The following is a 19,206-nucleotide window of genomic DNA, read 5'->3' as shown; positions in this document are numbered from 1 at the left end:
GGCCATGCATTTGGGGGGTGCACATGACACATGCCACATACATGGCGGCGGTCTACTAGCTAACAGCCAAGACAAACAAGTTTCGGCACTCAGCACCCCAACCATCTTCATCATGCAAAGGCCCTCCATGAACCCGATCACCCCCTCCTCCCGCCGCAGCTTTTTGGGCAACGCCGCCCTGGGCCTGGCCTTGGCGCCTATGGGCAGCTTGCTGGCCAGCAGCGCGCGCGCAGCCAGCCCGGCAGGCGCCACCAGCTTTGGCCCGCTCAAGCAGATCGATGCCGGCGACCTGCGGGTGGAATACGCCGAAGCGGGCCCCGCCAACGGCCCCGTCGCCATCCTGCTGCATGGCTGGCCTTATGACATCCATGCTTTTGTCGATGTGGCGCCGCGCCTGGCGGCAGCGGGCTACCGCGTCATCGTGCCGTACTTGCGTGGTTACGGTGGCACGCGTTTTCTGTCGGCCAGCACAGTACGCAATGGCCAGCAAGGCGCGGTTGCGCAGGACATCATTGCGCTGATGGATGCGCTGGGCGTGCGCCAGGCGGTGCTGGGGGCCTTTGACTGGGGTGCGCGCACCGCCTGCATCATGGCGGCGATCTGGCCTGAGCGGGTGCGCGGCCTGGTGTCGGTGAGCGGCTACCTGATCGGCAACCCCCAGGCCAATGCCAAGCCCCAGGCGCCTGCTGCCGAATACGCCTGGTGGTACCAGTCTTACCTCGCCACCGACCGGGGCCGCGACGGCTATGCCGCCAACCCCGCCGCCTTCAACCGCTTTATCTGGCAACAGGCCTCCCCGCAATGGCGGTTTGACGATGCCACCTACCAGCGCAGCGCCCAGGCCTTTGACAACCCGGACCATGTCGCCATCGTGGTGCACAACTACCGCTGGCGCATTGCACTGGCACAAGGCGAATCACGCTTTGATGCACTGGAGGCCCGGCTGGCCAGCGCGCCCCACATCACCGTGCCCAGCATCACGATGGAGGGCGATGCCAACGGCGCGCCACACCCCGCGCCTGCCGCCTATGCCGCCAAGTTCAGCGGCCCCTACCAGCACCGCAATTTGGACGGCGGCATAGGCCACAACCTGCCCCAGGAGGCGCCGGCGGCCTTTGCCCAGGCCGTGATTGACGTGACCCGCTTGTAACCCCCCATCGCCACCCCAAACCACCCCACAACCAGCCACCAATGGAGCTGCCATGGCCTTGTACCTTGTTGCCTTTGCTGCCGGGGTGCTCAGCGTGCTGAGCCCCTGCATCCTCCCCGTTCTGCCCTTTGTCTTTGCACGCCAGGGCCAGCCCAGCCGCCACGGCAACCTGCCGCTGCTGATCGGTATGGCGGTGGCCTTTGCGGCAGCCGCATCGCTGGCCGCTGCCGCCGGCGCCTGGGCGGTGCAGCTGAGCCAGTGGAGCCGGGGCCTGGCGCTGCTGGCCTTGGGCGTTTTTGCAGCATCCCTGTTGTTCCCCAGCTTGGCCGCCTGGTGGAGCCGGCCGCTGGTGCAGATGGGTGTAAAGCTGGCCGCCCAGCAAACCCAGAACCGCTGGCTGCATTCCGCACTGCTGGGCGTTGCCACCGGCCTGATCTGGTCGCCCTGCGCCGGCCCGGTGCTGGGCCTGCTGCTGTCCGGTGCCGCACTGGCGGGGCCGGACACCGCCACCAGCGCGCTGCTGCTGTGCTATGCGGCCGGTGCCGGCCTGGCTTTGTGGGCCGCTTTGCGCATCAGCGCCGGCACCCTGGCTCGCCTGCGTGCGCATTGGCTGCCGGGCGAGCGCGGCCGCCGTGCCGCAGGCGCCGCGATGCTGGCGGCGGTGCTGGCCGTGGCCACCGGGCTGGATAGCCGCCTGCTCGCACAATCGGGCGGACTGGGCGGACTTCTTAATGGCAACGGGTTGGAGAGCAGCCTGCTGCAAGCGGCCATGCCCTCGGCCCAAGCGGCGGAGCTGGCTGGCAGCAACCCGGCGCAAGCAGCCGGCAGCGCCCCTTACATCAGCCCGCTGCCGGTGGAATCGACCCGCCCCAGCCTGGAGGGTGGCACGCAATGGCTGAATGCCGAGCCGCAGTCCATCCCCGCGCTACGCGGCAAGGTGGTGCTGGTCAATTTCTGGACCTACTCCTGCGTCAATTGCCTGCGCACCCTGCCGTATGTCAAATCCTGGGCGCAAAAGTATGCCGATAGCAGCCTGGTCGTGGTGGGGGTACATGCGCCCGAGTTCGCCTTTGAGAAGGACCGCAGCAATGTCGAGAAGGCCTTGCAGCAGCTGAAAATCAGCTACCCAGTGGTACAGGACAACGCATTTCGCATCTGGCGCGCCTTCAACAACCAGTACTGGCCTGCCCTCTACCTGGTCGACGCCCAAGGGCGGGTGCGCCACCACCAGTTTGGCGAAGGCGGCTATGCGGCAACGGAGCGCGCGCTGCAAGAGCTGCTGCGTGAAGCGCAGGCGCCATCAGCTGCTAACGCGCCTGCCAACAACCCCAATGCCAACGCCACCCCCGACACCCAGGGCCTGGGCCTGGCCGCCGACACTGCCAGCCTGCGCAGCCCGGAGATCTACCTGGGCTACGACAAAGGTGGCAGCCTGCGCCTGGCAGGCCGCCCCGCGCCCGACAAGCCCGCCAACTACCAGCCAGCGTCGCTGCGCCTCAACACCTGGACCTTGCAGGGCAACTGGACCTTGATGCCCGAGTTGGTGCAAGCCAATGAGGCGGGCGGGCGCTTGGCGTTGCGCTTTGAGGCCCGTGACGCCAATCTGGTGCTGGGCGCTGCCGGTGCTGGCCCCTTGCGGTTCCGGATCACCATCGACGGCCAGCCCCCGGGCATCCACCACGGCAGCGATGTCGACGCCCAAGGCTACGGCCAGGTGGATGCCACGCGGCTGTACCAGCTGGTTCGCCAGCAAGGCACAGTGAAGGAGCGGACGCTGGAGATCGAGTTTCTGAATCCGGGTGCGCAGGGGTATGCGTTTACGTTTGGCTAACGGGCTAACGGGGCTGACGCGCAGCACATCGCCTTGCCACGCTGACTTACACCTGGCCCGCCTTAAAAGAACGCCCTGGGAACGCACCCTCCCCACAGCCCAGTCACACCACCGCAGCGCTGATCGTCTCCGGCCGCCGCGCCAGCAGATGGGACAGCCGCTGCAGGCCCGCCTTCAAGCGGCTCCTGTCGCGGATGCTGCCCAAAGAGATGCGGATGGCGTTCGGGGCTTTGCCGCCGGTGGCAAACGCCTCTGCCGGCGTGATGGCGATCCCCTCGCTGTCGGCGGCGCGGGCGAGCTGCGAGGGGCTCCAGTACCCGGGCAATTCCAGCCATACATGCAGGCCGTCGCCAGCGCCGCTGTAGCGGCCCGCCAGCACATCCCGGGCCATCCGGTGGCGCAGGCGTGCCTCCTTGCGCACGCCCTCCATCAAGCTTTGGGCCGAACCATCAAAGATCCATTGCGTGGCCAGGGCCGCTGTCAGCGGCGCCACCATCAGCGCAAAGGATCTGAGCGCGACCAACAGGCGTTCGCGCTCCTGCGCGTCGGGCACCCGGACGAAGGCGACGCGCAAGCCGGGGGTCAGGCATTTGGACAGGGTGGAGATGTAGTAGCTCTGCTGCGGGGCAAAGCTGGCAATGGGCGGCGGCGGCGCATCGGCCAGCAGCCAGTAGGGGTCGTCTTCAACGATGGGCACTTCACAGCGCTTGGCAATGCTTGCCAGCTCCTGGCGCCTGCGCTCCGGCATGGTGATGGCGGTCGGGTTCTGCAGCGTTGGATTGAGGTAGACCAGCCCAGGCTTGTGCTGGCGGCAGGCCTGTTCCAGCAGCTCGGGCAGCATGCCATGCTGGTCCGCCTTCACCGCCACGATGCGCCGCCCCAATTGGCTCGCTGCGGTACGCAAGCCGGGGTAAGCCAGGGGCTCGGCCAGGATCACATCGCCAGGCGCTGTCAGCGCCAAAATCAAGGCGGCAATCGCCGCTTGCGCGCCCGGGCAGACGACAACCTGCCCCGCATCCAGCGGCCCCAACATCGGCTCGAGCCATTGGGCGCCCGCCTGGCGGTCGGAGTCACTCCCCCCGCCCAGGTGGTAGGTCATCAGCAACTGGGCATCTGCCCGCATCAGCACCTGAGACAGGCCTTGCTTGAGCAGGTCGTCAAAATCCAGGCCATCGGGGGGTGGCGGGGTGTTCATGCTCATGTCGATGACCGAGGCCAGTTCCACTTTGGGCGCCGCCACATAGGTGCCCCGGGCGCCGCGCCCCTCCAACAGGTGGCGGCGCCTGGCTTCGTCGTAGGCGCGCGTGACGGTGGTCAGGTCCACGCCCAGCTGCGCGGCCAGCAGGCGCTGCGGCGGCAAGCGGTCACCGGGTTGGAGCGATCCAGCGGCCAGCGCGGCCTCCAAGGCATCGGCAATCTGCAAAAACCGTGGCCCACCATGCTGGGCCAGGCGCGGGAGCCAGCGGTACAAGGGCTCATCTTGTATGGTTTCAGACTGGGACATTTTGTCCTCATGTATGGAAATTGCTTTTGCGTACTATGCCCCATAACAGGCAGCACCCTTATCCTTGTATGGCCGTCGCAGGGGTTTTTTTCCCGCACATCGGGGCGCTGGTATTGCCTGCAAACGACAGTGCCAATTCATTGGCTGGAAATTCTCAAAATGATCGATTGGATCCCGGTAGTCTTCGTCATCTTCAAGCTGGCCATGTTCAGCACTTGCATGTTCTTTGCCATCAAATGGCATTACGACCAAGGCAAAAAGGGCAAGGGCAAGGACCTGCGCACGGTGCTGCGCGCAGGCGGCATGGTGGCCACCCTCTTTGTGCTGTCGCTCATGGGCCTGGGGCTGGTCACCTTTGGCCTGGTCAGAACGCTGGGCTTGGACTTGCAATTTCCCTGATGGCCAGGATGGCCTGGCGGGCATCGCCAGGCGGCTGAACGCTTGCCGGGGACACCCGCAGCGCAATGCCCGTGTGCAACGCCCAGCTGCCCGGCAAAAAAATGCCACCTCGGTTGGCAGAGGTGGCAAAAAGCCGGTCAGCGTGGAGTGCTTGTACGACCGGCAGGGGAGATTTGAAATAGTCCCTTGGGCCCGCCTTATTCGGCCATCACGGCCTTAAAAAGCCGCAGGGCGCCATTTGAGCAAGCGCTTTTCCAGCCGGGTCAGCAAAAAGTCGGCGCCCAGGGCCACCACCGCCAGCACAATCATTGCGGCAAATACGCCACTGGCATTGAAAGCGCCCTGCGCGGTGGAGATCAACAGGCCAATGCCCTCTTTGGCACCCAGAAACTCACCCACCACGGCGCCCACCAGCGCAAAGCCAAAGCTCACATGCAGGCTGGCCAAAATCCAGGACATGGCCGATGGAATGACCACCGACAGGGTCACCTGGCGCGGCGATGCGCCCAGGATCTGCGCATTGGCGATCATGTATTTGTCGGCCTCACGCACACCCTGGAAGGCGTTGGCAAACACCACAAAGAAGACCATCACCACCGCCAGCGCCACCTTGGAGGCCATGCCCAGGCCCAGTGCAATCACAAACACGGAGCCCAGCACCACGCGGGGGATGGAGTTGGCAATCTGGATATAGATCGCAAACACATCGGACAGCAGCTTGTTGCGGCCTAGCACAATGCCGCAGATCACGCCGGCGATGGAGCCGATCAGAAAGCCGATCACCGTTTCTTCCAACGTGACCAGTACCTGCTGCCACAGCGGGCCTTGCGAGGTGCCGTCGCGCATCCATTCGACAATCTGGTTCCAGATCATCGAGGGCATGGAATAGAAGAAGGGGTCGATCCACTGCATGCGGGCAGACAGCTCCCAGCCGCCAAGCACAAACACCAGCACCAAGAGGCGCAGGCCGAGGATCAGGGCCTTGCGGCGCTGGATGGCTGCTTGCGCGGCGATGGATTCCTGCGCCAGCGCGGCATCGCTTACGGCAGCGGGGGTGTGGTCTGCCGCTGCCTGCGCGGGGGAGATTCGAGGGTTCATGGTGAGTTCAGACATGGTGTGTTCCTTGCCTTGGTTTACTGGATATGGACTTCTTCGCGCAGGTCATCCCAGATGCGCTTGGACAGGTCGATGAACTGCGGGTCATAGCGCACCTCGCTCATCACGCGGGGACGTGGCAGGTCGATCTCGTACACGCGCTTCAAGGTGGCGGGGCGGGCCGTCAGCACAAAGACACGGTCGGCCAGCGCAATGGCTTCCTCCAGGTCATGCGTCACAAACACCACCGAACCGCCCGAGGCCGACCACAGGCGCAGCAGCTCGTCTTGCATCAAGGTGCGGGTCTGCATGTCCAGGGCAGAGAAGGGCTCGTCCATCAGCAGGATTTCCGGCTGGTTGATAAAGGTCTGCGCCAGCGCCACGCGCTTGCGCATGCCGCCCGAGAGCTGGTGCGGGTAGTGGTTGCCAAAGTTGGCCAGGCCCACGCGGTGGATCCACTCGTCGGCCAGCTTGAGTGCTTGCGCACGCGGTGTACCGCGGAAGATGGGGCCGGCCGCGACGTTGTCGCGCACCGATTTCCAGGGGAAGACGGCATCGGCCTGGAACACAAAGCCGATGCGCGGATCGATCTGCTCGACCTTCTTGCCCATCACACGCACCTCGCCTACCGTGGGCTGCAGCAAGCTGGTGATCAGGTTCAAGGTGGTGGATTTGCCGCTGCCGGTGGGGCCGACGATGGCGATGAATTCGCCTTTGGCCACGCTCATAGAAAAGTTGCGCAGCGCCAAGGTGGCCGTGCCGTCCGGCGCGATAAAGCGCAGCGATACCTTGTCAAATTCGATGGCCGCATCGGTTTGCTGCGCAGAGGCTGCGGTATTTTTGGGCTGCAAGGGGCTGGACGGTTGCTGGCTGGCAACCGCCTGGGTGGCATAGGACATGGGGAGTCTCCCGAAAGGGCTGGGGTTTGTGCGCCAACTGCAGCACGGCATGCCGCGCTGCTGGGCCGGTCGCGCCGATTTTTACTGGGCGCTCAAGTAGGCGTTGGAATAGGTCTTGGCCAGGTCAATGTGTGCGCTCTTCACATTGGGCTTGTAGGCCGACAGCACCCGGAGCACGGTCTCGGGGCCGCCCTCGGGCATCTTGCCGTCCTTGGTGTACATGGGCAGCGAGGCTTTGAGCGCTGCCACATACAGCTCCTTGTCATTGCCGTAGTAGTCCTTGGGCATCTTCTCGGCAATCTCTTCGGCGCTGTGGCTGCTGATGTATTGCATGGTCTTGCCAAAGGCACGCGCCAGCTTGCTGGCTTGCTCCTTGTGGCTGGCGGCCCATTCATTGCGCACGTACAGGCTGGCGGCGGGGTAGAGGCCGCCCAGTGCCGCCTTGGTGCCCTCTTCGCTGCGCATGTCGACGAGCACCTTGGCATCGCCGGTCTTGAGCATTTGCGAGACGGTCGGCTCGGTGGTCATGCCGGCCTGGATGCGGTCCTGCTTCATGCCGGCGATAAAGGAGTTGCCAGCGCCCACGGGCAGCAGCGAGTAGTCCTTGCTGGCCACACCTTCCTTGTCGACCAGGTAGCGGGTCAGGAACTCGGTGGACGAGCCCAGGCCGGTGACGCCCAGGGTCTTGCCCTTGGCATCGGCCATCGATTTAAAGCCGCCTGCGGCTGCCTTGGTGGACACCAGCTCCACCTCACCGGGCACCTTGCAGAACACCGCAATGGCCTGGATCTCCTTGCCCTTGGCTTGCAAGTCGATGGTGTGGTCGTAAAAACCCACCACGCCTTGCACGGCACCGGCGATCAGCTGGTTTTCTGCATCCACGCCAGCGGGTTGCGATTGCAGCTCGACCTTCAGGCCCTCTTCCTTGAAGTAGCCCAGCGACTCGGCCAGCTTGGCGGGTAAATAGATGATCTTGTTGATGCCGCCCACCATGATGGTGACGGTGTCGTCTGCCGCCTGCGCAGCCGTGCTGGCCATGCAGCAGACAGCAGCTGCGGCGATGGCAGCCAGGGCGTTGCGGCGAGAAGCGTGGAACGTGGTCATGCGGTGTCTCCTTGAGGTTGTTGTCCCGGCACCTGCAGTAGCGTCGCACTGGGCGACCGCATAATGCACCGGATAGGAACAGAGTCTAGAAACTGCACCCTTTCAGTGCGCTTTCGCTGCACTGCAGCATTTTTAGTGGTTATCCCTGATCTATTTACGGGCGCCCGGCGTCCCACCTCCTCCGATGAAGATTCTTCTGGTCGAAGACAACCTGGAACTGGCCCAGTCCCTGGCCGAGCTGCTGCGCCAGCATGCCTTTGTGGTGGACCATGTGGACCGTGGCGATGCGGCCGACCAGCTGCTCAGCCAATCGCACTACGACTTGCTGCTGCTGGACCTGAACCTGCCCCAGCTCAGCGGCAAGGCCTTGCTGCGTCGCCTGCGCGAGCGGGGCGACAGCCTGCCGGTGATCGTGCTGACGGCCAGCGACTCGCTCGACCAAAAGGTGCTGTGCCTGGAGATTGGCGCCGATGACTACCTGGTCAAACCGGTGGAAGTGCGCGAGCTGCTCGCGCGCATGCAGGCCATTGCGCGGCGCCAGATGCCTGGGCGCGACAACCAGGTGCGCTGCGGCAATCTGCAGCTTGACTTGCGCACGCGCCTGTTCAGCGTGGCGGGCGAAGAACTGGCCCTGCCCCCGCGCGAGCGCAGCATGCTCGAAGCCTTGATGCTGCAAAACGGCAGCGCACTGTCCAAACAACGGCTGATGGATGTGATCTACGGCATGGACGAAGAGGCCAGCGCCGATGCGGTCGACCTGTATGTGCACCGCCTGCGCAAGAAGCTGCAGGCCAGCGACACCACGATCATGACCTTGCGCGGCGTGGGCTACCTGCTCAAGCAAAAGCTCGCGGGTACCGAATAAATGCTGCACAGCCTGCGCGCCCGCCTGGCCTTGTGGCTGCTGCTGCCGCTGGCCGTGCTGGTCGCAGTCTGCGGCTGGTTTGCCCATGAGCACGCCGAGGACGCGGCCGACTATGTGCAAGACCACGACCTGCTGTCATCGGCCAAGATCCTGGCCGACCGGCTGATCTGGGAGGACGGCGATGTGCGCGCCAGCGTGCCGCCCTCGGCGCTCAGCCTGTTCATGTCGCCCGCGCGCGACCATGTCTACCTGAGCGTGATGGATGCCCAAGGCCAGCTGCTGGCGGGCCAGCAGGATTTTCCGCAACCGCAAAAGCTGCAACTGAGCGGCAGCGACAACGCCCAGTGGTATGACGCGGTGTGGCAGGGCCAACCGATACGCGCCGTCATCACCCGCCGGGCCATGTACGACGTGGCGGGCGCCCGCGAGATCACCATCCTGGTCGGCAAAACCACCCACAGCCGCGACAACATGGTGCAGACCTTGTGGTGGCCGACGCTGGAATACCTGCTCTGGGCCCTTGCCGTGGCCGTGCTGGTAAGCGCCACGGCATTGACCTTGGAGCTGCGCCCGCTGCTGCGCATGGCACGCCAGCTGGCGCAGCGGCCGGCAAAGGATGTGGATTTTCATCTCGACTCGCGCCAGCTGCACCAGGAGCTGCGGCCGCTGGCCGACACCGTCAACCAGTTTGCCCGCACCATCCGCGCCCAGGTGGCGCGCCAGCGCCAGTTCATCTCGGATGCGGCGCACCAGCTGCGCACGCCCCTGGCCATCCAGGCCCATACCTTGGAGCAGGCCCTGGGCCAAACGCAGGCCGAGCTGGCCGCCCTCTCCGTCGCGCAGCGCCTGGCCGTCTTGCAGCGGCTGCAGCGCAGCAACCAGCAATTGCTGAATGTGGCCAACCAGCTGCTCACCCTGGCCCAGGCCGAAGCCGGCAGCGCAGCGCATGCCGCCCACACCCCGCAGTGGGTGGACCTGCGCGCCCTGTGCCTGCAGTGCCTGGAAGCCATGGCGCCGGCGGCAGACCTCAAGCACATCGACCTGGGATGGGAGGAAACCCAAGAGCCCCATGCCCCAGAGCCCGGGCTAGCAGCCGCCAACCCCGACCCCCATGTCTATTGCCTGTACACCAGCAGCCGCCTACTGCCCGAGCTGGTTGCCAACCTGGTGGACAACGCCATCCGCTACACCCCTGCCCAAGGCCAGGTCACCCTGGGTTTGCACGCCAGTGCGGACAGCCTGCTTTTGTTTGTTGCAGACAATGGCCCCGGAATCCCCGCCCAAAGCCGCGACCGGGTGCTGGAGCGCTTTTACCGCCTGGCCCATGACACACCCGGCACCGGCCTGGGCCTGGCGATTGTGCAAGAAGTGGCACGCGCCACAGGCGCCCGCTTGGCGCTGGCCGATGCCCATCACCGCCCCACCCCGCCCTTCGGCCCGGGCCTGCGCATCAGCGTGCGCTTTGCACGCGCTGCGCGCTAGCGCGGGAATGATCCGGCAATTTTCTTCAACCACCAGGAGCGTCCATGCCCATAGAACTTTGGCTTTCCTTTGTCGCAGCATCTGCGGTGCTGCTCATCATCCCTGGACCGACCATTCTCACCGTCATCAGCTATTCCCTGGCCCAGGGGCGCCGCGCCAATATACCGCTTGTCGCGGCAGTGGCGCTGGGCGATTCGACGGCGCTGGTGGTGTCGCTGTTGGGACTGGGGGCACTCTTGGCGGCATCGGCCTTGTGGTTCACCGTCGTCAAATGGGCAGGCGGCCTCTACCTGCTCTACCTGGGCATCAAGCTCTTGCGCGCTGGCGTCTCTGCGTCTGCCTTGGTGCCCACTGCCGTTCCGGTCTCCCGCTGGAAGCTGTTTGCCAATACCTACCTGGTCACGGCGCTCAACCCCAAAGGCATTGTGTTCTTCGTGGCGTTTCTGCCGCAGTTCATCAGCGCCGAGGCACCGCTTGGGCGCCAGCTCTGGATTCTGGCCCTGACCTTTGTGGTGATGGCCACCCTCAACGCCACGCTCTATGCTGCCTTTGCATCGTCTGCCAGAAAGCTGCTGTCCTCACCCAGGTCGCTGCGCTGGTTCAACATGGCAGGGGGTGGCCTGCTGTCGGCCGCCGGGGTCTGGGCGCTGCTGGCACGGCGGCCAGGTTAAATCGTGTATGACGGTTGGTAGCCGCTCCCTTCGGGGAGACATCAAGCCGCCGAAAACGCCGCCACCATCTGGCGCAACAACTGCGAAGCGACTGGCGACAGCGGCCTGCCCGCTCGCGTCACCACATGCAGCTGGCTGTGGTTAAGCACCGGACTGGCCAGCGGCAGGGACACCAAGGTATCCAGCGCCACACCCTGCAGCGGGATGGAGCGCGGCGTCATGATGTAACCCAGGCCCATGACCGCAAAGTCCCACAGCACCTTGAAGGAGTTGGTGGTCAGCATGGGTTGCAGGCGGATGTTCTCCTCCAGCTCAGCGGCCTGGATGTGTTTGCGCACGCCAAAGGATTCCTCCAGCGCCGCGCCGGGGTATGGCGCCAGGTCGGCCAGGCTCAAGGGGCCGCTGTGGCTGGCCAATGGGTGGCCCTTGTGCACATGCACACGCACGGGGGCCAGCCTGGCATGGTGGGAGCGCAGGCGCGCATCCATCGGGGGCTGGAAGACCAGGCCGATATGCGCCCGGTCTTCCAAAATGCACTGCACGGCCTCTTCGGTGCCGGCCACCCGGATGTGGTAGCGCACATCACCATGGGCTTTCACAAAATCCTGTAGCACCGGGCCCATCACCATGTCCAGGGTGCCCTCGCCCAGCACCAAGTCCAAGTGGCCAGATTGGCCGTTCTTGAGGCTGTTGACCTCGGCGACAAAGGTGTCGTGCAGGTCCTGCTGGCGGCGGGCAAACAGCGCCAGCATGCGGCCGGCATCGGTCACTACCACGCCCCTGCCGCGCCGCTCCAGCAGTACCAGGCCCGTGTCCTGCTCCAGCCGCGCCACCGTGCGGCTGACCATCGACGGGTCCACCGCCAGTACATCGGCTGCGCCGCGCACCGAGCCGGTTTCCATGATCTGCAGCAGGCACAGGGCCCGCTTGCGGTCCAGCACATCGTCCATTCCCAGGTTCAACATCGTTCGCCTCCGGCAATTGTTGCGATTCTTGCAACGTTTGATTGCGTCCGTTGTCATGGACGCGACGGATCGCGCTTTCGATAATGGTTTGACTTTTTTATGACGGCCCCACCATGAACGCAGCTATCCACCCCTCCTTGCTATCTGCCGTACAGGCCCTTGCGCCTGAGTTTGTCGGCATTCGCCACCAGATCCATGCCTTCCCGGAGCTGGCGTTTGAAGAGCTTCGCACCAGCGACCTGGTGGCCGAGCGCCTGCAAGCCTGGGGCTATGAAGTGCACCGGGGCCTGGGCAGTACCGGTGTGGTAGGTCGCCTCAAAAAAGGCCAGGGCAGCCGCAGCCTGGGCATTCGTGCGGACATGGATGCCCTGCCCATCCAGGAGAAAACCGGCCTGCCCTATGCCAGCACCTTGAGCGGCAAGATGCATGCCTGCGGCCACGATGGCCACACAGCCATCTTGCTGTGCGCGGCCCGTTACCTGGCCGAGTCCGTCGATTACAGCGGCACCTTGAACCTGATTTTTCAGCCGGCCGAAGAGAACGAAGGCGGTGCGCTGCGCATGGTCGATGACGGCCTATTCGAGCAGTTCCCCTGCGACGAAATCTACGCGCTGCACAACACGCCAGGCCTGCCCGTGGGCCAGATCGGCGTGATTGCCGGCCCTGCGATGGCCTCGTTCGACCGCGCCACCGTCACCTTGACCGGGCGCTCAGCACACGGCGCCATGCCCCACCACGGCATCGATGTGATGCAGGCAGCGGCCAGCATCGTGCTGGGCCTGCAGTCGCTGGTCAGCCGCGAGGTCGATGCCCTCAAATCGGCCGTCATCACCGTCGGCTCCATCCAGGCCGGCGCCACCTACAACATCGTGCCCGAAAGCGCCACGATCAAGATCGGCATCCGTGCGCTCAACCCCGAGGTGCGCCGCCAGATCGAAACCCGGCTGCGCGACTTTGTCAGTGCCCAGGCCCAGAGCTACCAGCTGCAGGCCGATGTGCTGTACGAGCGCAAGTACCCGGTCCTCGTCAACCATGCCGCCCAAACCGAGCGCGCCCGCGAAGTGGCCACGCAGCTGCTGGGTGCTGACAACGTGGTCACCCGGGGCCCGGTGATGGGCAGCGAAGACTTTGCCTACATGCTCGAACACCGCCCCGGCTCCTATGTGCGGCTAGGCAATGGCCTGGGGCAAGACGGCGGCTGCATGGTGCACAACCCGCTGTATGACTTCAATGACAAAGCCCTGCCCATCGGGGCGGCCTTCTGGGCCAGCCTGGCACAAAGCTATCTGCAATAAACCCACCTAGCGAGAGCACCATGACCGCAACCCATCGCCGCCAATTTCTTCAATACGCCAGCCTGCTGGCGGGCGCCCCCTGGCTGGCCACGCAGCAGGCCTGGGCAGCCGATGCCTACCCGACCAAGCCGCTGTCCCTGGTCGTGCCCTACCCGGCAGGCGGCGCCAGTGATACCGCTGCCCGCATCTTTGGCGAGTCCATCGGCAAGAGCGTCAAGCAGCAGGTCGTCGTCGAGAACTATGGCGGCGGCACCGGCCTGATCGGCGCCAACAAGGTCTTGAGCGCGCAGGCCGATGGCTACACCTTCTTCCATGGCTCCATCAACGAGGTCTTTCTGGCCCCCATGCTCAACCCCTCGGCCCGCTACACACCCAAGGATTTCAGCCTGGTCGCCCCGATCAGCGAGGCCCATATCGTGCTGCTGGCGCGCAACGGGCTGCAGGTGGACTCGCTGGACAAACTGATCGCACTGGCCAAGCAAAGCGGCGCCAAGCCGCTGACCTATGCCACCGTGGGCATTGACTCGATCTACCACCTGATGGGCGATGCGCTGGCGACCCGTGTTGGCGCCCCCCTGCTGCATGTGCCCTACAAAGGCGGCGCACCGGCGCTGCAAGGCGTAGCAGGCGGCGAGGTGGATCTGGCCATCCTGGCCTACCAGACCAGCTTTGATGCCATGCAGGCCCAGGGCCGGCTCAAGGTGCTGACCAGCTTCTCCAAAGAGCTGCCCACTCCCTTGGCCCATATTCCGCTGATCACGCAAAGCAAGCTGGTGCCCGACTTCGCCTACACCATCAGCGGCGGCTACTTTGTCAAACAAGGCTGCCCGGCTGATCGCGTCACTATCTTGCGCAATGCCATTGGCGCCGCCCTGCTCAACCCCGAGATACGTGCCCGCTTGGAGGCCGAAGGCCGCACCGTAGCCCAGCCCACCGACAGCCAGGCCGCCGCCAACCAGACCTTTGACCAGTACCTGCAGCGGGTGGGTGAGCTCATTCGCACCGTGGGCCGCAAACCGCTGGCCTGACCACAAGGCAAACCATGGCAGGCGGCTAAAAGCGGGCGGCCTGCCGCAACACAGCCGGCGCTGCTGCAGCACGCCGGCTGTTCGGTTTGTCGGCCCAGTTTTTGCCAACCCATGGCCCGTGCTCAGCCTTACGCAGGGCCCAAACCCCCGCATAATGTTGCATTGGCAACGTTTGATTGCCCCCTGTAAGCGAGGCATTTGGCAGCATCCCGTAACGGTTTAACAGCGCATTTACCGGCCTTGCCTGCAGAGTGCCTGCGCGGTCCTCTGCAAGTCCCCGGGGAAAGACGCCCCGCAATCTTGCGCAGACAAACAATCTATCGCTTGGAAGAAACAGCCTCTCATAGGGGCCAGGGTGCTTGCGCACTTTCAAGCTTGCAACATGCTGACATTTGTTGAATTTATGACCATTGCCTTTTCATAGCTTTGACATATCATACGGATTCCTCTGGAGGGAGGTAGAAGTAGAAGAAAAGGAACACGACCTTGGAGCCCGCAGCGATGCGGGCTCTTTTTTTGTCAATTGCTGACGATTGCGCTGTGAGGACTGACAACATCCCGCCCGAGCCCGGCCTAGAATTTAAGCAACAGTTTTGCCGAGTTTGTGCGTACCCTCCCTCCCTCTCTTAATTTGCATGAACGCCCTGAATTTCAGGATCGGCCTTCTTCTTGTATCCACTGCCGCCCCCTTGGGGGCGGTATTTTTTTGGGCGCCAGGCTGCACCCCACAGGGCGGCACCATGCGCAGCCGCCAGCGCTCAGACCAGCGCCGTCGACAAGCCTTGTGCGGTATGCACCGGCAGCTGCCACTGCAAACCGTTCTGCTCGGCCACCACCTCAATGCGCGGGGGCTCGCTGTACACCCCGCCAAAAATGGTGGCAAATGCTGCGTCTGCGGCGTCCCGTCCGGTCGCCAGTCGCATCATGCCCATGGGGATGGCCGTGCCGGAGGGGTCAAACAAGTACCAGCGACCGCCCAGATACACCTCCACATAGGCATGAAAATCCGGCGGCCCTAAGGCGGGGTCGGCGCCGTAGTCGGTGCCAGTCACAAACCGCGCCGGCAAGTTGATGGCGCGGCACATGGCAATCATCAGGTGGGCAAAATCGCGGCAGACGCCCACGCATTCCACCAAGGTATCGACGGCGGAAGTGGTGCCACTGCTGCTGTTGGAGCGGAACTTCACATGCTGCTGCACCCAGTCACACACTGCCTGCGCGCGCGCATAGCCCTGGGGCAGGTCCCCAAACAGCGCATAGGCGTAGGCGGCCAGCCGGTCCGACTGGCAGTAGCGGCTGGGGTAGATGTAGTGCAAGGCCTCCAGCGGCAACTGGTAGACAGGCACCTCCGGAATCTGCGAGGGATCATCGCGGTAGTGCGCGATCTCCACCGTCGCTTGGTAGTTGAGCTTGAGCGGACCGGCCTGCGCCTGCAGCCGCAAGCTGCGCTGGCCGCTGGCGTCCTGCTGCATCGTCCAGGTGGCAGCGGCCTGGCTCACATTCAGGTTCTCCAGCATCACGGTCTGGTGGGGTGTGTAGGCAGGATGGAAGTTAAAGAAAAAATCGGCGCTCGGCGTCAGCACCGTATAGGCAAGCTCCAAAGAGAACTGCAGTCGAATCATGGCGTGGGGCCTTTGGGACGTCGTCGAGGAATATTCCTGGCTGGCGGCCCCTTCCATACAGAGAGCCGCCAGCCCGCATCTAGGGGGCTAAGGCTGCGCTTACACCAGTGTGCACCCGCATGCCAACGCCGTCTGTCAGGCAAATGCCCTGCACGCTTGTGGTCCCCGGCAACCCAGCGCCCGCCTGGGTTGACAAGGCGGCGCAGGCCTGTCGGACTGGCGCTGCTGCGCTTGTCCTACGGCCGCCGCCGGGGCCGCGCAGCACCATGGAGTGGCGAGGACGGATCCCCAACAGACCGCACAAACGGGCCCCCTGGAGACCGCCATCCCCAAGCCACAACCAAGGAGTAGCACATGACCCATCCCCAAGACCCCCACGGCAAACTCAACCCCGATCCGATCACCGATGAACCCGGTGCCCACCCTATCGGCACGGGCATTGGCGCAGCCGGCGGTGCCCTCACCGGCGCAGCCGCAGGCTCGGTGGCCGGGCCTATTGGTACCGCCGTTGGCGGTGTCGTTGGCGCGGTGATCGGTGGTTTGGCTGGCAAGGGCGCTGCTGAGGCCGTCAACCCCACGGCCGAAGACGCCTACTGGGCGGATACCTACCAGCGTGAGCCCTACTTCGCCCAAGGCTATACCTATGACGACTATGCGCCGGCCTACCGCGCCGGCTACCAGTCGGTGCGCGATGGCCATCTGGACTGGGAAGCTGCGCGCAGCGACTGGGAAAGCCGCTGGCAGGCAGACCGTGCGCAAAGCCGCCTGGGCTGGCCGCAGGCCGAGCCCGCTGTGAAGGCCGCCTGGGAGCGTGCCAATCGCGCGTACAAGCAGAGCAATCAAGGCTGAAACGTTTAGCGTCTGAACGCGCGCCGCCCCAGGCTATTGCCTGGGGCGGCGTTTGGCATTCAGTACGTCAAGGCTCCCGCCAGCAGGCCCAGCCCTGCAGCCCCCAGCGCCAGCTTGCGCGCGCGTTGGGGTATATAGGTCAACACCAGGCCCCAGGCCAATGCCGCCAAGGTCAGCAGACCCAGCCATGCGGCTATCCCCACCGAGGTGTGCCAGCGCTGCAAGCAAAACACCAGCGACACCAGCAGCAAACCCGTGCCGGCCACCTGCCACAGATGGCGCTGCGTGGCGGCCAGGGTGGCGGTGCCCAGCTGGTCTTCATGGCGGTCCATCGCCGCAGCCAGTGCCGCAAAACCTGCAAACGCCCATAGCAGACTGGCGATGGCCATCATGGCTGCTGCTCCATCGCCGTGGCCACGGCAGGCTGGGGCGCCAGCAGGCCGGCATCCGCTGCAGCGGCCTTGGCGGGCGCTACCGCCTTGCGTGCGGCAGGGCTTGCCGTCTGCTTGCTGCGCGCCAACCACCACACCACCCAGCCATGCAGTGCTGCCAGGGCCAGCATCATCACATCAAAACCCGCAATGCTCCACTGCGACTGGGCCAGGCTTTGGGTCAGCCAAGCGCCTCCGCTCAGGCCGTTGAGCAGTGGCAGCAAGGCAAACAGCAGGGTCGCTGCCAGCATTTGCTCACGCCAGGCTTGGCGGTGCGGGCGCAGCAGCGGGTGCAGCAGGCACAGCGCCCATACGGTAAAGAAGCCGCGAATCTCCCAGTCACTGCGGCCGGCCAGCTCAGCGGGCAGCAAGCGGTTGAACCAGAAGAACGAAGCCGTTGCCACGGACAGGCCGGCAATGGCGCCCACATTGAGCACCTCCACCAGCCGGTGGCCATGGGGCGTGCGGCCCAGCTTGCGCCGCTCGGGCAAGCGCTTGACCACCCAGATCACCATGCCGGTGGCGGCCATGATGGTGCCCACCACCCCGCTCAAAAACAGCAACCAGCGCACCAGCGGCTCGGCAAAGCGGCCCAGGTGCACGCTGGCCAGCACATTGCTGGTGGCACGCGGCCAAGAGATGGCCGCTGCCTCAGGCGCTGGGCGCGGCTCGCCCGTGACGCCATCAAACAACAAGGTCGATCCCGCACCCCGGTTGACCAGGCTCGATCCCCCACCCTCGCGCAACTCCACCGTGGCGCGGGCCGTGCCCGGCGCGTTGACCGTGATGCTGCCCACGCCATGCGCAGGCCATTGCGCCATGGCTGCGGCCAGCATCGGGCCCACGGGCGCCAACGCCACTGGCGCATCGGTATCTGCCTCGGCCTGGCGGCTTGCGCGGCCGCCTTCGCGCGGGCCATTGGCATTTGCAGCGCCGGGCTGCGCCTGGCGGTTGCCGCGCAGCTCAGAGAAGTAGGCATTGCTGTCACCGCTGTAAGCGGTCTGCACACCCCAGGGCATCAGTATGTTCATCAGCAGCACCAGGCCGCTAAAGGTGATCACGAGATGAAAAGGCAGCGCCAGCACGGCGGTGGCATTGTGGGCATCCAGCCAGGAGCGCTGGCCCTTGCGCGGGCGGAAGGTGAAGAAATCGCTGAAGATTTTCTTATGGGTGATGACGCCGCTGATGATGGCCACCAGCATCAGCATGGTGGCAAAGCCCACAATCCAGCGGCCCCAGATACGCGGCATGGCGTAAAGCTCGAAATGGAAGCGGTAGAGAAAGCCGCCGCCCCGCGTCTCGCGCGGCTGGAGCTGCTCGCCAGTGCCTGCATCCAGGGTGCTGCGCTGCGTGCCCGCCCGCCCGGCGGCGGCCCCGGGCTCGCGCCAGGAGGCCTCGATGGCCGTCTGGCGCTCATTGGGCAGCGACAAAGTCCAGCTGCTGGCCTTGGGCGCAATCGCCTGCATGGCATCCAGCCCGCGCTGCGCGGTGCCCGCATCCGGCACCGACTGGTGCAGCTCGGGCCGCATCCAGTCCGTGATCTCGGCACGGAAAAAACTCAAAGTGCCGGTAAAGAACACCGCATACAGCAGCCAGCCCAGCAGCAGCCCGCTCCAGGTATGCAACCACGACATCGATTGCCGCAGGCCCTCGGGTTTGCCATCGACCCTCATGCCACGGCCCCCGGCGCCAGTACCCAGGCCAGCAGCGCCAGCGCGCCCGCCGGCAGCGCAATGCCCAGCCAGGCACGCAAGGCAGTCGCGCAGCCAAAGGCCCACATCGCCGCCACGGCGTAGACCACAAAGGCCAGCATCGTGGCCGCCATCGTCGCATCCACCCGAGCCATGCCCAGGTACTGAAAGCCCACGGCCCCCGCTGCGGCAGAGGCTGCTGCCAAGGCATAGCCGCCCCCAATGGCGGCGATGGCCCGCGAGGCGACCCGCGCGCGATAGCCCAACAGCCCCGCTGCTGGTGGGTGGTTTTCGGCTGTTTGCATCTAGACAATCCTGTGAACAG

The 19,206-nt window shown here is 64.9% G+C and carries 18 protein-coding genes; 9 read left to right on the top strand and 9 right to left on the bottom strand.

Annotated elements, in window-relative coordinates:
- Positions 1-127: 127 nt before the first annotated feature.
- Both M2375_RS04000 and M2375_RS03995 read left to right on the top strand, forming a co-directional pair.
- Positions 128-1,150, top strand: a complete 1,023-nt coding sequence (locus M2375_RS04000) for an alpha/beta fold hydrolase (protein WP_259164104.1) — start codon at positions 128-130, stop codon at positions 1,148-1,150.
- Positions 1,151-1,202: 52 nt separating this feature from the next.
- Positions 1,203-2,981: a cytochrome c biogenesis protein DipZ gene (locus tag M2375_RS03995; RefSeq protein ID WP_259164103.1), complete on the top strand. Its 1,779-nt coding sequence runs from the start codon at positions 1,203-1,205 to the stop codon at positions 2,979-2,981.
- Between the two features lie 103 nt (positions 2,982-3,084).
- Here M2375_RS03995 and M2375_RS03990 read toward each other — a convergent pair whose 3' ends face one another.
- Positions 3,085-4,485, bottom strand: a complete 1,401-nt coding sequence (locus M2375_RS03990; protein ID WP_259164102.1) for a PLP-dependent aminotransferase family protein — start codon at positions 4,483-4,485, stop codon at positions 3,085-3,087.
- A 159-nt stretch (positions 4,486-4,644) separates the two neighbouring features.
- Here M2375_RS03990 and M2375_RS03985 point away from each other — a divergent pair, with 159 nt between their 5' ends.
- Complete coding sequence (locus M2375_RS03985; RefSeq protein WP_259164101.1) at positions 4,645-4,884, top strand: hypothetical protein; 240 nt, start codon at positions 4,645-4,647, stop codon at positions 4,882-4,884.
- 216 nt (positions 4,885-5,100) lie between these two features.
- Here the strand turns inward: M2375_RS03985 and M2375_RS03980 are convergent, their stop codons facing one another.
- The 3 genes from M2375_RS03980 to M2375_RS03970 all read right to left on the bottom strand — a co-directional run bounded on the left by M2375_RS03980 (position 5,101) and on the right by M2375_RS03970 (position 7,916).
- Positions 5,101-5,982 carry an ABC transporter permease gene (locus tag M2375_RS03980; RefSeq protein ID WP_259164769.1) on the bottom strand — a complete coding sequence of 294 codons (882 nt, stop codon included), beginning with the start codon at positions 5,980-5,982 and terminating at the stop codon, positions 5,101-5,103.
- Positions 5,983-6,017: 35 nt separating this feature from the next.
- Positions 6,018-6,878 carry an ABC transporter ATP-binding protein gene (locus tag M2375_RS03975; RefSeq protein ID WP_259164100.1) on the bottom strand — a complete coding sequence of 287 codons (861 nt, stop codon included), beginning with the start codon at positions 6,876-6,878 and terminating at the stop codon, positions 6,018-6,020.
- Between the two features lie 81 nt (positions 6,879-6,959).
- Complete coding sequence (locus M2375_RS03970) at positions 6,960-7,916, bottom strand: ABC transporter substrate-binding protein (RefSeq protein ID WP_259164768.1); 957 nt, start codon at positions 7,914-7,916, stop codon at positions 6,960-6,962.
- Positions 7,917-8,166: 250 nt separating this feature from the next.
- On the opposite strand from M2375_RS03970, the gene M2375_RS03965 reads away from it, so the two are divergent.
- The 3 genes from M2375_RS03965 to M2375_RS03955 are packed head-to-tail and all read left to right on the top strand — an operon-like array spanning position 8,167 to position 11,000.
- Positions 8,167-8,847 carry a response regulator transcription factor gene (locus M2375_RS03965; protein ID WP_259164099.1) on the top strand — a complete coding sequence of 227 codons (681 nt, stop codon included), beginning with the start codon at positions 8,167-8,169 and terminating at the stop codon, positions 8,845-8,847.
- Positions 8,848-10,329 carry a sensor histidine kinase gene (locus M2375_RS03960; RefSeq protein ID WP_259164098.1) on the top strand — a complete coding sequence of 494 codons (1,482 nt, stop codon included), beginning with the start codon at positions 8,848-8,850 and terminating at the stop codon, positions 10,327-10,329. It abuts the gene before it with no gap.
- 44 nt (positions 10,330-10,373) lie between these two features.
- A complete protein-coding gene (locus M2375_RS03955) occupies positions 10,374-11,000 on the top strand; it encodes a LysE family translocator (protein ID WP_259164095.1) in 627 nt (208 codons plus the stop codon).
- A 41-nt stretch (positions 11,001-11,041) separates the two neighbouring features.
- On the opposite strand, the gene M2375_RS03950 is transcribed toward M2375_RS03955, so the two are convergent.
- Entirely contained in the window at positions 11,042-11,950 is a 909-nt protein-coding gene (locus M2375_RS03950) for a LysR family transcriptional regulator (protein ID WP_259164767.1), read from the bottom strand.
- A gap of 128 nt (positions 11,951-12,078) precedes the next feature.
- On the opposite strand from M2375_RS03950, the gene M2375_RS03945 reads away from it, so the two are divergent.
- Together M2375_RS03945 and M2375_RS03940 are read left to right on the top strand one after the other, a co-directional pair.
- Positions 12,079-13,260, top strand: coding sequence for a M20 aminoacylase family protein (locus M2375_RS03945; RefSeq protein WP_259164093.1), 1,182 nt, complete (start codon positions 12,079-12,081; stop codon positions 13,258-13,260).
- A gap of 20 nt (positions 13,261-13,280) precedes the next feature.
- Positions 13,281-14,288, top strand: a complete 1,008-nt coding sequence (locus tag M2375_RS03940) for a tripartite tricarboxylate transporter substrate binding protein (RefSeq protein WP_259164091.1) — start codon at positions 13,281-13,283, stop codon at positions 14,286-14,288.
- Between the two features lie 758 nt (positions 14,289-15,046).
- Here M2375_RS03940 and M2375_RS03935 read toward each other — a convergent pair.
- The gene (locus M2375_RS03935; protein ID WP_259164090.1) at positions 15,047-15,910 is read right to left on the bottom strand and encodes a transglutaminase family protein; all 864 of its coding nucleotides are present in this window, start codon (positions 15,908-15,910) and stop codon (positions 15,047-15,049) included.
- Between the two features lie 354 nt (positions 15,911-16,264).
- On the opposite strand from M2375_RS03935, the gene M2375_RS03930 reads away from it, so the two are divergent.
- Positions 16,265-16,759: a hypothetical protein gene (locus M2375_RS03930; RefSeq protein WP_310473161.1), complete on the top strand. Its 495-nt coding sequence runs from the start codon at positions 16,265-16,267 to the stop codon at positions 16,757-16,759.
- 59 nt (positions 16,760-16,818) lie between these two features.
- On the opposite strand, the gene M2375_RS03925 is transcribed toward M2375_RS03930, so the two are convergent.
- From M2375_RS03925 to M2375_RS03915, 3 genes are read right to left on the bottom strand one after another with little or no spacing between them, the layout of a single operon-like run.
- Entirely contained in the window at positions 16,819-17,151 is a 333-nt protein-coding gene (locus M2375_RS03925; RefSeq protein WP_259164088.1) for a DUF3325 domain-containing protein, read from the bottom strand.
- On the bottom strand, positions 17,148-18,863 hold the full coding sequence (locus M2375_RS03920; RefSeq protein ID WP_404979272.1) for a PepSY-associated TM helix domain-containing protein: 1,716 nt from the start codon (positions 18,861-18,863) through the stop codon (positions 17,148-17,150). The genes M2375_RS03925 and M2375_RS03920 overlap by 4 nt, the downstream gene beginning before the upstream one ends.
- Positions 18,860-19,186 (bottom strand): DUF3649 domain-containing protein, encoded by a 327-nt coding sequence (locus tag M2375_RS03915; RefSeq protein ID WP_259164086.1) that lies wholly within the window; start codon positions 19,184-19,186, stop codon positions 18,860-18,862. Before M2375_RS03915 ends, M2375_RS03920 begins: the two co-directional genes overlap by 4 nt.
- Between the last annotated feature and the right edge of the window lie 20 nt (positions 19,187-19,206).

This window comes from Comamonas sp. BIGb0152 (assembly GCF_024809975.1).
Lineage (GTDB): Bacteria > Pseudomonadota > Gammaproteobacteria > Burkholderiales > Burkholderiaceae_C > Comamonas.
This window is presented reverse-complemented; position numbering and strand designations above follow the sequence as displayed.

What these genes read in the sequence shown, in the direction of transcription:
- M2375_RS04000 (WP_259164104.1), top strand. Translation starts at nt 128, where the DNA reads ATGAACCCGATCACCCCCTCCTCCCGCCGCAGCTTTTTGGGCAACGCC.
- M2375_RS03995 (WP_259164103.1), top strand. Translation starts at nt 1,203, where the DNA reads ATGGCCTTGTACCTTGTTGCCTTTGCTGCCGGGGTGCTCAGCGTGCTG.
- M2375_RS03990 (WP_259164102.1), bottom strand. Translation starts at nt 4,485, where the DNA reads ATGTCCCAGTCTGAAACCATACAAGATGAGCCCTTGTACCGCTGGCTC.
- M2375_RS03985 (WP_259164101.1), top strand. Translation starts at nt 4,645, where the DNA reads ATGATCGATTGGATCCCGGTAGTCTTCGTCATCTTCAAGCTGGCCATG.
- M2375_RS03980 (WP_259164769.1), bottom strand. Translation starts at nt 5,982, where the DNA reads ATGAACCCTCGAATCTCCCCCGCGCAGGCAGCGGCAGACCACACCCCC.
- M2375_RS03975 (WP_259164100.1), bottom strand. Translation starts at nt 6,878, where the DNA reads ATGTCCTATGCCACCCAGGCGGTTGCCAGCCAGCAACCGTCCAGCCCC.
- M2375_RS03970 (WP_259164768.1), bottom strand. Translation starts at nt 7,916, where the DNA reads ATGGCCAGCACGGCTGCGCAGGCGGCAGACGACACCGTCACCATCATG.
- M2375_RS03965 (WP_259164099.1), top strand. Translation starts at nt 8,167, where the DNA reads ATGAAGATTCTTCTGGTCGAAGACAACCTGGAACTGGCCCAGTCCCTG.
- M2375_RS03960 (WP_259164098.1), top strand. Translation starts at nt 8,848, where the DNA reads ATGCTGCACAGCCTGCGCGCCCGCCTGGCCTTGTGGCTGCTGCTGCCG.
- M2375_RS03955 (WP_259164095.1), top strand. Translation starts at nt 10,374, where the DNA reads ATGCCCATAGAACTTTGGCTTTCCTTTGTCGCAGCATCTGCGGTGCTG.
- M2375_RS03950 (WP_259164767.1), bottom strand. Translation starts at nt 11,950, where the DNA reads ATGGACGATGTGCTGGACCGCAAGCGGGCCCTGTGCCTGCTGCAGATC.
- M2375_RS03945 (WP_259164093.1), top strand. Translation starts at nt 12,079, where the DNA reads ATGAACGCAGCTATCCACCCCTCCTTGCTATCTGCCGTACAGGCCCTT.
- M2375_RS03940 (WP_259164091.1), top strand. Translation starts at nt 13,281, where the DNA reads ATGACCGCAACCCATCGCCGCCAATTTCTTCAATACGCCAGCCTGCTG.
- M2375_RS03935 (WP_259164090.1), bottom strand. Translation starts at nt 15,910, where the DNA reads ATGATTCGACTGCAGTTCTCTTTGGAGCTTGCCTATACGGTGCTGACG.
- M2375_RS03930 (WP_310473161.1), top strand. Translation starts at nt 16,265, where the DNA reads ATGACCCATCCCCAAGACCCCCACGGCAAACTCAACCCCGATCCGATC.
- M2375_RS03925 (WP_259164088.1), bottom strand. Translation starts at nt 17,151, where the DNA reads ATGATGGCCATCGCCAGTCTGCTATGGGCGTTTGCAGGTTTTGCGGCA.
- M2375_RS03920 (WP_404979272.1), bottom strand. Translation starts at nt 18,863, where the DNA reads ATGAGGGTCGATGGCAAACCCGAGGGCCTGCGGCAATCGATGTCGTGG.
- M2375_RS03915 (WP_259164086.1), bottom strand. Translation starts at nt 19,186, where the DNA reads ATGCAAACAGCCGAAAACCACCCACCAGCAGCGGGGCTGTTGGGCTAT.